Genomic DNA, 11,117 nt, shown 5'->3' on the forward strand with positions numbered 1-11,117 from the left:
TATTTTTAAATTTTTATCCGCAACTATCTAGTATTTACCGCCTCATTTTAAGGCGTTAGGTTTATTACTAGATGCGGAATTCAGGGTAGAAGTGTAATTATATTATTGTATTTTCAAGCGTAAGCTAGTGTTATTTCGGTCTTCTTTCCTTATTGTGAGGTAAAATATTGGAAAGGTTAAAATTTTCCTAAGGTAAAATAGTAACGAAATTTAGCAAAAAGCTCACACTAATCTTAGATTTATTTGTCTAAGGCATTGAAGAAATTAATTATAAGAAGATTATTTTCATTAATCAGAGTATAATGTTAAGGATCTAAAAATAATTTCTCGTACTTTAAAGGTTTCAGGTTTTTTTGTGGAATTGTGAAAATAATTTAGATCGTCGATTTTGATCCCCTCAATTCCCTATGATATTAAATATAAAAATATAAGTAGTACAATATGGCGTTTAATTTAAATCAATACGAATATAATTGTTATCACCATAAGTTTGAAGAAGCAGCTCGTCAGTTCATCGAGTTTTTACGTGATCTTGACAGCGACTTAGGTAAATTAACAGATAAGTTTACAGCTAACGTACCAACATTAGCACTAAATGATCAATTAACAGAGCATTTCTTATCAAGAATTATTAGTGCTACTACTTATTTATTCTTACATAAAGATTTTACTATTAGCAATCATGGCTTTGGGCAAATGATTTACTTACAACGTTGGGTTGAAATGCTATTTGCAGCTTCACCTTTCCGTAACGCAGATCATATTATTCAAGCATTAAACCAAAGTGAAGATGCAAATAATCCAGTAATTGCAGGTGAGAACTTAGCTAAATTTGCAATGTTCTATTTACCTGATTCAAACATCCCATTAAACTTTGAAGCTTTATGGCAAGTAAACCGTCATTTAACTTGTCAATTATGTTTTGCTTTATTATCACCTCGTTTAATGGGTACACAAGCATCACACGACAAACGTGAATTATTATTACAATGGTTACCTGGTAAACTAAATGAATTAGAAAATCTAGATTCAATTCCAGTTTCTATCCTACACGATGTTTACATGCACAGCTCTTACGCTGATACTCCAAATCGTCACGATATTAAGAAACCATTAAATAAATTAATGCGTAACCAACTATTAAAAGCTGGTATTACAGACGTGCCTAATTTACCTAAAGAGGTTAAAGAAGGTGAAAAACCTGTAATGTTAGTTCTATTAGAGTGGTTCTCAGGCGGTCACTCAATTTGGCGTACGCACTCACGTTGTATCGACGAAGCACGTAAAGAATTCCACGTAATTGGTATGGGTCTTGAAAACCGTGTTGGTAAAGAAACTCACGTAGTGTTCGATGAGTACATTCCAATTAAAGACAACATTCCATTATTCGAACAAGTTAAATTTGTACGTGATATTGCTGAGAAAAGAGGCGTACACTTATTCTACATGCCATCAATTGGTATGTTCTTAAACTCTATCTTCATGACTTGTTTACGTATTGCTCCAGTACAAATGGTAGCTTTAGGTCACCCTGCAACAACAAACTCAGAGTTTATTGATTACGTTGTGGTAGAAGACATTTACGTAGGTGAAGATACACCAAAATGTTTCTCAGAAGAATTATTACGTTTACCAAAAGATATTTTCTATCGTCCTTCAATGTTTGCACAGGACTTAGAATTAACTACTAAACGTGAATTCGATCCTGAAGTGGTGAATATCGTAATGGCTGCAACTATTATGAAATTCAACCCTACATTATTAAAAACGTTAAAACAAATTATTGATAAATCTAAGAAGAAAGTTCACTTCCACTTCTTAATTGGTCAAGCGATTGGTTTAACACACATGCACATCAAAAACATTATTACTCAAGCATTAGGTAAAAATAATGTTACAGTGCATGAACACAAAGGTTACAAAGAGTACATGAAAATCATGTCAAGCTGTGACATGTTCTTAAACCCATTCCCATTTGGTAATACAAATGGTATCGTTGATACAATTACTGCTGGTCTACCTGGTATTTGTAAAACAGGTCCTGAAGTATTTGAACACATCGATGAAGGTTTATTCCGTTACTTAGGTTTCCCTGAGTGGACAATTACAAAAACAACTGATGAATACGTTGAAGCTGCTTTACGTATGATCGAAAACCCATTAGAGCGTTTAAACATTGCTCAAACATACTCTGGTAAAGATAAAGTAGAGAAATTCTTCCAAGGTGATGCTTCTTGCATGGGTCGCATGATGCGTGAGCGTTTAGACAAAGCTTTAGGTGTTACATCAGCAAAAGAAACTAAAGCAAAAGCTAAAACTACAGCTAAAGAAGAAAAAGCTTCTAAAAAACCAACTAAAAAAGCAAAATCTAAAGCTAAATAGTTAGTTGCTGAATTAGCTCTTAACTTTGTAGTTTCTAAGCAAATTGAACAATTTGCGCAAAGTAAAGTTATTTAAACCTTACTTTGATAATTTTGTTATACAATTTGCACTTTAAAAAGCTTTTAATGAGGGAGAAACGATATACCGTTTCTCCCTCTTGTTTTTTATATTTTCTTTTGTTATAATGTCCTAGTAAATAAAAAACGGGACCATAGCTCAGTTGGTCAGAGCAGGCGACTTAAAGAAAGAATAAGCTAAGTTTTTATCTCAAATATAGCTATATTTAAGAGAGAAATATGTTTTTTCTTTATTGGGTTGCTTTATGATTTCAGAGATGGAGTTGTAAAGTAGAACTTCGTAAATTCGGTGAAGTCTTAACAGGTAAAGCTGATGATAATACCGAGCCAAGCTTGACTTAGTATAGGAAAGGTACTAGGTACAAGAAGGTGTAGAGACTAGACACGAAGGCTGTAATGGCAAGGTATAGTCCAGACCACAAACCCGAAAGGGGTAGTGAAAACTATAGTTGGTAAGCATAATCGCTTGGTCCACGGTTCAAGTCCGTGTGGTCCCACCATTTTATTTGTTGCTGCACTTGTGCGGCTTTTTTTATATCCAAAATTTGCCGTAAACTTGTGGTAAAATAGCAAGAAAATAACCCATTTAGCAACAGTTTTATCTATATTTTCTATTCAACTATGATTACTAAAATTTTATTAATTATTATAGTGGTAGGCGCTATTCTTTTAGATTATCGTACAAATAAATATCTAAAAGTAACAGAGCAAGCTCGTGCAGTAATTAATTTAAAACGTAAACTTCGACCATTTACTTTAGTGTTTATTGCTTTAATGATTTTTACTATCTATAAAGCTCATGGCACTTACGATATGTTTACGCAAACTTTAGCTTTTATTACTATCTTATTAGTAACTAAAATAAGTTATTTAAATCCAAAAAGAATAGTAGTAAATCAAGATAAAGTAGCTACCGAATTTGGTGAAATTCCGATTGAAGCGATTTCAATGTTCACCCTTGACCAAGATTCTAATCTGGTTATTCAGATTAATGGTTTACAACGTTCATTTAAGTTTAAACCGAAAAAACAAGAAGATTATGATGCAATTCTATACTGTGCCGAGAAATTAAATATAGGTAATGCTCGTGAAGTTGTGCAAAAACATCGTTTAGCACAGATTGCTGCTAAAGCTAAAGGGGTATTTCCTTTAAGTGGTACAGTTAAAGACTACGATTGGGGTGGTCAAAGCTATTTAGCCCACTTACTAAACTTACCAAAACAGCAAATTGCGGAAATTTGGTATGGTACTCATCCAAGTGGTCAAAGTGCAATCACTATTAAAGGTTTTCAAGTAAAAGAATTAACGGATCGTTTTTATAAAGAACACCCAGAACAAGATCCAATTGAAGTTGATGCAACTCAAGATTACAATGTTCTTTTAAACTACAACATTGCTTATGGACAGCCTTTAAGAGCACAAGAAACTGATAATACACGTAAAGAGGGATTACCTTTCTTATTTAAAATTCTTGATGTTGCTCGTCCTTTATCAATTCAGATTCACCCTGATAAAGAAACTGCAGAAAAAGGTTTTGCTTCAGAAGAAAAACTTGGTATTAGCTTAACTTCATCAACGCGTACATTCAAAGATGAGAACCATAAACCAGAATTTGGTATGGCTCTTACAGATATGTATTTACTCCATGGCTTTGATAGTAAAGAAAACGTACTTAAAAAGCTAGAGGGTAAACCTGCATTAGCGCAATTAAAAGAGTTTATCCAAGAACGTGATTTAGCTCAAGCTTACAAAGAGTTATTTACTAAGAGCAAAGCAGAGTTAAAAGAACTATTAGCTGCTCATATTGAGACAGTAGTTAATCTTTATGATCCACTGATTGAACGTCAGTTAAGTGCTGAAGATATTACTACTTATAACCAAACTCATGACGGTTTAAGTGTTGAGCAAGCTAATTTAGATCCAGACTATTGGTTAGCTTTTACTTATAAGAGCTTATGTATGGAGCCGGACAACCTAGATGTAGGTTTAATTAGTTTCTATATCTTTAATCTGGTAAAACTTGAAGCAAATCAAGGTATTTACCAAGATGCAGGTGTGCCTCATGCTTATTTACGTGGTCGTTTAGTAGAAGTAATGGCAAACTCTGATAATGTGGTACGCGGTGGTTTAACCACTAAACACATTAATACAGAGTTATACCTTCGCCTTGTAGATACAACTACAGTTATCCCAAAAATCTATCAAGCTGGGGAATATGATTTACCAAGCCAAGAGTTTACTTATAAAGTAGTAGACTTAAAAGATAATGATAACTTTAAAACAGAAAATGCCTCTGTTTGGTATGTGCTAGAAGGTCAAGGACAAGTTGAATACTTTGATCAAGCTCGTATTCCACAAAGAGTTGAAATTACAGCAAATCATGCTTACTTTGCTTCAGTTGATTGTATGATTACTTTCAAAGGTGGCAATGCTAAAGTAGTAATTGCAACGGTTAAATAATAGTAAAAAAGTCTTTGGGTTAGCCAAAGGCTTTTTTACATTCTTCAAGAAGTAAATTTATATGGAAAATTTAGATTTAGATTGGCAAAGTCCAATGACGCGTAACCAATTAAAAGAGCGTCATCAGATTCTTAAAAAAATTCGTCAGTTTTTTGATGATAAGGGCTTAATTGAAGTTGAGACTCCAATTTTAGCGCAAGCTGCTGTGACAGATGTGCATTTAGATAGCTTTAGCACTGATTATTTTGGGAAAAAGTACTTCTTAAATACCTCACCAGAGTTTCATATGAAACGTCTGTTAGCAGGGGGGGCTGGTCCGATTTATCAAATTTGTAAATGTTTTCGTTTAGAGCCAACAAGTAGAAAACACAATCCCGAGTTTACCATGCTAGAGTGGTATCAACCAAATTACACTTTACAACGTCTATTAGATGAAGTTGAAGAGTTATTTAAAGTGTTTTTTGATTTTGATTTAATGGAACGTTACACTTATGATTTTATTTTCCAAAAATATCTAGGTGTATCACCCCTAGTAGCAAATCACAAGGATCTTGCTGAACAGGCTAAAAAACTAGGTTTACACAATGCTGAAAAGTTTGATCGTGATACAATTCTTGAGTTTCTCTTTAGTACTTGTATTGAACCTTATTTAGGGAAAGATGCACCTGTAGCTATTTACAACTATCCAGCAAGTCAAGCAGCTTTAGCACAGATTACCGCTGAGGATCCACGTACAGCTCAACGTGCAGAAGTATTTTATAAAGGGATTGAGCTAGCTAATGGTTTCTATGAGTTAACAAGCTGGGAGCAACAAAAACAACGTTTCCAATCTGACTTATATCAAAGATCAACCAACAACCAAGAGAAAATTGAGTTTGATCAAAAGTTCTTAGCTGCTCTAAAACATGGTATGCCACAGTCTTCAGGGATTGCTTTGGGCTTAGATAGATTTATTATGTTAGTAATGCAGAAAAATAGTATTGCTGAAGTAATGTCATTTACGGTAGAAAGTGCCTAATATGAGTTTGACAAAAGTAAATATTATTGGTGCAGGGGCAGCTGGTTTATTTTTAACCATGCTCCTCGCGCGCCATAAATTAGAAATAAACCTATTTGATTTAGGGAAAAAGCCAGGGCGTAAGATCTTAATTTCTGGAGGTGGCTTTTGTAACTTTACTAATCTAGAAGTAGAAAGAGACAACTACCTAAGTAAAAACCCTCATTTTGCAATTTCTGCGTTAAAAGGCTTAAGCAATTGGGATATTATTGCCAATTTTTCAGCTGGGCAAATAGATATGCACCTCAAAGAGGAGCGTAAATATTTTTCTACTAAAGGTGCTAAAGAGATAGTTAATTACTTACTCGAGCAAATAGAAAGCAATGCCCTCTATAGCAAAGCTCAAGTTAACTGGCATTGGCAGACAGCAATCAAAGATATAGACAAAAGTGAGCAAACTCTAACTCTAGTGAGTGATAAAGGACTATATCAGAGTGAAATTGCTGTTATAGCTACCGGTGGTTTAGCTTACCCACGTTTACAAGTAAGTGATTGGTATAAACAAGTAGGTTTATTACAACAAGCTGGACAAGAAACGCGTGAAAAACAAGCTTTTATTGCAAACCGTCCAGGGTTAGTACCTCTAGCTTATAGTCATGAGACTAACTTCTACAAACAAATAATGGGTTGTAGTGTATTTGTGCAAGCCACTAACCAAGAGCAAACTAAAAGTTTTACCCATAATTTACTTTTTACCCATCAGGGAATTAGTGGACCAGCGATCTTGCAAATTTCGAATTATTGGCAAGCAGGAGAGAAAATTTATCTTAACTTTATCCCGCAGTTGGATCTTGCGAGTTTGCTAGCTGATATTCGTCAAAAAGGCAAAGTGGATTTTAGTTTTGCACAATATTCGGTAGAGGGTGAGGCTGACGATAGTCAAACAACTAGCGAGAATATTAATTTAAGTATTAGTGCAAAAGCGCAAGTAAAAACTTTACTAACGCGTTTATTACCAACTTCTTTAGTGCAACTATGGGAAGAGGTAAAAGCCTATAATCATCTAACCTCAAGTATAGCAAAGCAAATCCAACCATTACTTAAGTTACAGATTGCCCAATTATCTAATGAGGACATTCAAACTCTAACTAAGTTTATTCAACAGCATGAGTTTGTTGCCTTAACAGATAATGGTTATGATAAAGCTGAGGTAATGCTAGGTGGAATCAACACGGAAATGCTTTCATCTAAAACGATGGAATTCAACCAAATTCCAGGACACTATGCAATAGGTGAAGTATTAGATGTCACTGGACAATTAGGTGGCTATAACTTCCAGTGGTGTTGGTCAAGTGCATATGCTTGTTATAAAGGTATTTGCCAAAAATTAGGCTTAAAGCCTTTTGACTTGAATTAATTTGTTTAGGTTTACAAGGCAATACAATCGAAAGTATTAAATCAGTCAATTATTTGGGTTAACCTTAGTTATCGTTTGGAGTAACTTAGGTCATCATTTGAGGCTAACCTCATCTCAAGTAAGTAGTCAAAATTTATTACTTTCTATTGTGATTTTACGTTTTGTTAATCAAAAATAGGAGGAGCTAAAAGAAATTTAGTTCCTCCTCTTTAAAATTTTGTAAAAAAATGCTTGCATATAAAACTTTTTTAGGCTAAGATATAAACATAAAGCAAATTAAAAGGGATTTTTAATTAGGCTTTATCAGTATTTTTATTATAAATTAGGAAATTTAGGAATTAAATTATGAGACTCAATCAAAATTATCAATTGGCAGTACAATTATCTACTCAAGTTCAAAACGCTCATCATCACCATCATCATTAATTACAACTAATATTTACTCTAGCCCTTAGAGTAAGTTAGTTCGTACCTCCATGCACGTTTTATCTTCAAAATGGTGCATTACCAATTTTTTCCCTTTTTATTTTTCAAACAATTTTTTCGGTCTCGCACCACAACTTATTTTTGGTCTTATCCAAAACAAATTTCTTTATCTTAAATTAGCTAAAGCAAAAACCTTTATTTGCGATCTGCTTTGTTAAGAGATTTTTTTCGAGCTACTTTTGTGTAGTGAGATTACTTACTAGTCTTTTACCTTGTGCTATCAAGATATGTAACTTTGTCTTTAAAAAGCTTATTCATAATCTTAGATCTAGCTAAAAATTAGTAATAGTAAGTCAACTTAGAAATCTAAATTCTCACTTACATCTAATAATTAACTCTCTGTTATTAGCTTTTACTAGCTCTACTATTGATTTTTATCTAACAATTTCTAAAGCAGTAAGCATTTTATAAGTAGTTTTTTTAATACTAGTTCTAGTTGCTAGTTACGAGTTTAGAGCTGTTTTAGCACTAAAGAAAAATCACTCTAGCTTAGACAACTAGTTATAGCAGAGTTATTAGTTAAGTGATTGTTGAGCTAAGCATAGAGCCAATAGCAAAACAATTAGCAAAGTATTCCTTAGTTGTAAACGCTTTGTTAGTTAAATACAGTTACTAAGCTGATAGGTAAAAGGTTTTTTAGTAGCAACTGCAGTTATCTTGCCTTTAATTAACAAATAACAAAAGGCAATTCACAGTTAACGTTAAAATTACTTACAAGAGAAGGTAAATTTCCAAAGTTATCAAAAGTAACTATCACTTGTAAAAGGTTTAGCTAATCTCTGCACAGAAGATAAAGAACTTGCAAATTGGATACAAAGTTTTATTTAAAGATAAATCTCATTAGAGGTAGCTCTAATGATGTTAAGGATGATGAAAATGACACTATTTAAAAAATTATTAGCTTCAGTATTAGTATTTGCAACTGCATTAACAGCAACTAACTCTTTTGCTGACACTAAACCAACAAGAACTTTACAAATCGGTATTGAAAATGGTTACTTCCCTTATGAATATTTAGATGACCAAGGTAACTTTACAGGTTTCGATGTTGAATTAATTAATTTTGTTTGTGCTGAAATCAAAGCAAACTGTGTTTTAAATCGTGGTGCTTTTGAAGCTCTAATTCCTAATTTACTATTTAAGAAAAGCGATATCGTAATTTCTGCTTTATCAGTAACTGATGAACGTAAAAAACGCGTAGCTTTCTCAACCCCATATATTTCTCCAAAACCAGCAGTTTATATTGTTAACAACAATACTAAGTTAAAAGATCCTAAACAAGTAAAAGTGTTAGGAGTACAACAAGGGACAACCTTAGCAGCTTATTTAAAAGCAACTTTACCATCAAATGTACAAGTTAGATACTATTCTTCATTTGACACAGCAATGTTAGATTTAAAAGGTGGTCGTCTAGATGCAGTATTTGAATCTTCAGACGTTGCGCAAAAATACTTAGCAAGTGAAAATGATCTAGTAAAAACTTTAGGTGCACCTGTATACAGTGATTTAATTTCTCAAGGCGTAGCTATTGCGGTACGTCCTACAGATAAGACTTTATTAGCAGAAATTAATCAAGCTTTAGTTAAAGCAAAAGAAACTGGTCTTTTAGATCGCTTATACGTGAAGTATAATATAGACAGCGAATAAATTACGATTAAAAAAATATTATGTCATTTTTAAAGAAATCTCTAGCGAGTTGTTTGCTTGGACTAATGTCTGTTTCTCTAGTACAAGCAAACATTCCTAAAACTTTAGTAGTTGGAATTGAAGACGGTTACTACCCTTACGAATACTTAGATGATAAAGGTAACTTCACAGGTTTTGATGTTGAGTTAATTGAACTAATTTGCCAAGAGTTAGGTATTAACTATCGCTTAGATCGTGGTGCTTTTGAAAGTTTAATTCCAAATTTACTTTTCAAGAAAACTGATGTGGTAGTTTCAGCCTTATCTATCACTGATGAGCGTAAAAAACGCGTAAACTTCACAGTACCATATGTTCATCCAATTCCAGGGGTATATTTAGTAAATAAAGAATCTAGCTATACCAACATTAATGAATTAAAAACTATCGGCGTACAATACGGTACAACTTTACAAGTTTATTTAGATAATCAAAAATTAGCTGGTAAGTTAAGAACCTATCCTTCTTTTGATACTGCGATGTTAGATTTAAAAGGTGGTCGTGTACAAACTGTATTTGAATCTTTAGATGTTGCTGGTAAATATTTAAATGATCCTGCGCAAAATTTAAAAGTTCTCGGAGAGCCGGTTTATAGTCCTGTTATCTCTCAAGGTCTTGGAATTGCTGTTCGTAAAGATAACCCTCAACTGTTAGAAGCTTTAAATAAAGCAATTACTACGTTAGAGAAAAACGGAACTTTAAAAGCGCTTAAACAAAAATACAATATTGTTGATTAAGTATGTTTGTACTTTATCCTTCAGGTGGTTTAGGCAATCAAATGTTTATGATTGCCTCAACTTATGCGATGGCTAAAGCTCTTGGACAAAGATGGTATGTGTATGATCAGGAGCATAGTTTGATCCAAGGAAGAACTTTACCTAACTATATCAATAATATTTTTTGGCAAGTTCCTTTAGCTACCCCTGAACGCATAGCTGTCATAAATGAACAGATAGATAATTTAGGAGTAGAGAGTACTTTATTACTTGATTATCCGGGAGAGCATTGCTTTTTTAAAATAGAAGTTGATAAAGAACAAATCTATGTAATTGTGGATAGTCATTTAATGAGTTATAAATATTTTGATCAATATAAGCAAGATATAGTTAACTTATTTTCTTTACCTCCTCAAGAGCAAGAAAAACTTAACTCTCTATTACAAGAGTGCCAAATAGGCAAGCAAATTCCAACAGTATCTTTACATGTGCGTAGAGGCGATTACTTAAGCTTAAGTGAAACCCATCGCGTAATGGAAGTAGATTACTACAGTGTAGCTTTAGCACAATTTAAAGACTTAGAACAATTTCAGGTATTGGTCTTTTCTGATGACTTAGCTTGGTGTCGTGAGAATTTAGTTTATCCAGCTAATTGCCAGCAAGCTCGATACGTAACAGAGCAAGTTCCTGATTACTTAGCTATGCTTCTCATGAGTAGATGTGAGCATAATATTGTTTCTAATTCTACTTTCTCATGGTGGGCTGGTTACTTAAACCCTAATGCGAACGCTAGAGTTGTAATTCCTGAACGTTGGTTTAACTCTCCTACTTTAAAAAATGATAAGTTATTAGTTGGTAGTTTTATCATTTTGTCAGATGAACAAATAAGAGCCTTTCAA

7 protein-coding genes are annotated in these 11,117 nt (G+C 33.3%); all 7 read left to right on the forward strand.

Translation table 11 applies throughout. The features are described 5' to 3' along the window. The first annotated feature begins 441 nt into the window (after positions 1 to 441). Positions 442 to 2,382: a peptide transporter gene (locus CKF54_RS03890; RefSeq protein WP_119524975.1), complete on the forward strand. Its 1,941-nt coding sequence runs from the start codon at positions 442 to 444 to the stop codon at positions 2,380 to 2,382. Positions 2,383 to 3,080: 698 nt separating this feature from the next. Next, on the forward strand, positions 3,081 to 4,919 hold the full coding sequence (gene manA / locus CKF54_RS03895) for a mannose-6-phosphate isomerase, class I (RefSeq protein ID WP_119524977.1): 1,839 nt from the start codon (positions 3,081 to 3,083) through the stop codon (positions 4,917 to 4,919). 61 nt (positions 4,920 to 4,980) lie between these two features. Next, positions 4,981 to 5,937, forward strand: a complete 957-nt coding sequence (gene epmA, locus CKF54_RS03900; RefSeq protein WP_119524979.1) for an elongation factor P--(R)-beta-lysine ligase — start codon at positions 4,981 to 4,983, stop codon at positions 5,935 to 5,937. A gap of 1 nt (position 5,938) precedes the next feature. After that, positions 5,939 to 7,333 carry an NAD(P)/FAD-dependent oxidoreductase gene (locus tag CKF54_RS03905; protein WP_119524981.1) on the forward strand — a complete coding sequence of 465 codons (1,395 nt, stop codon included), beginning with the start codon at positions 5,939 to 5,941 and terminating at the stop codon, positions 7,331 to 7,333. Positions 7,334 to 8,695: 1,362 nt separating this feature from the next. Next, positions 8,696 to 9,466 carry a transporter substrate-binding domain-containing protein gene (locus CKF54_RS03910; protein ID WP_222987501.1) on the forward strand — a complete coding sequence of 257 codons (771 nt, stop codon included), beginning with the start codon at positions 8,696 to 8,698 and terminating at the stop codon, positions 9,464 to 9,466. 65 nt (positions 9,467 to 9,531) lie between these two features. Further along, positions 9,532 to 10,239, forward strand: coding sequence for an ABC transporter substrate-binding protein (locus tag CKF54_RS03915; RefSeq protein WP_222987502.1), 708 nt, complete (start codon positions 9,532 to 9,534; stop codon positions 10,237 to 10,239). Positions 10,240 to 10,241: 2 nt separating this feature from the next. Next, the coding region (locus CKF54_RS03920; protein ID WP_147396812.1) for an alpha-1,2-fucosyltransferase at positions 10,242 to 11,117 on the forward strand (876 nt) is incomplete at its 3' end.

Source organism: Psittacicella hinzii (genome assembly GCF_003585885.1).
GTDB lineage: Bacteria > Pseudomonadota > Gammaproteobacteria > Enterobacterales > Psittacicellaceae > Psittacicella.

Excerpts from the sequence above, each read along its gene's own strand:
- manA (WP_119524977.1), top strand. The coding sequence starts at position 3,081 with ATGATTACTAAAATTTTATTAATTATTATAGTGGTAGGCGCTATTCTT.
- epmA (WP_119524979.1), top strand. The coding sequence starts at position 4,981 with ATGGAAAATTTAGATTTAGATTGGCAAAGTCCAATGACGCGTAACCAA.
- CKF54_RS03890 (WP_119524975.1), top strand. The coding sequence starts at position 442 with ATGGCGTTTAATTTAAATCAATACGAATATAATTGTTATCACCATAAG.
- CKF54_RS03915 (WP_222987502.1), top strand. The coding sequence starts at position 9,532 with ATGTCTGTTTCTCTAGTACAAGCAAACATTCCTAAAACTTTAGTAGTT.
- CKF54_RS03905 (WP_119524981.1), top strand. The coding sequence starts at position 5,939 with ATGAGTTTGACAAAAGTAAATATTATTGGTGCAGGGGCAGCTGGTTTA.
- CKF54_RS03910 (WP_222987501.1), top strand. The coding sequence starts at position 8,696 with ATGACACTATTTAAAAAATTATTAGCTTCAGTATTAGTATTTGCAACT.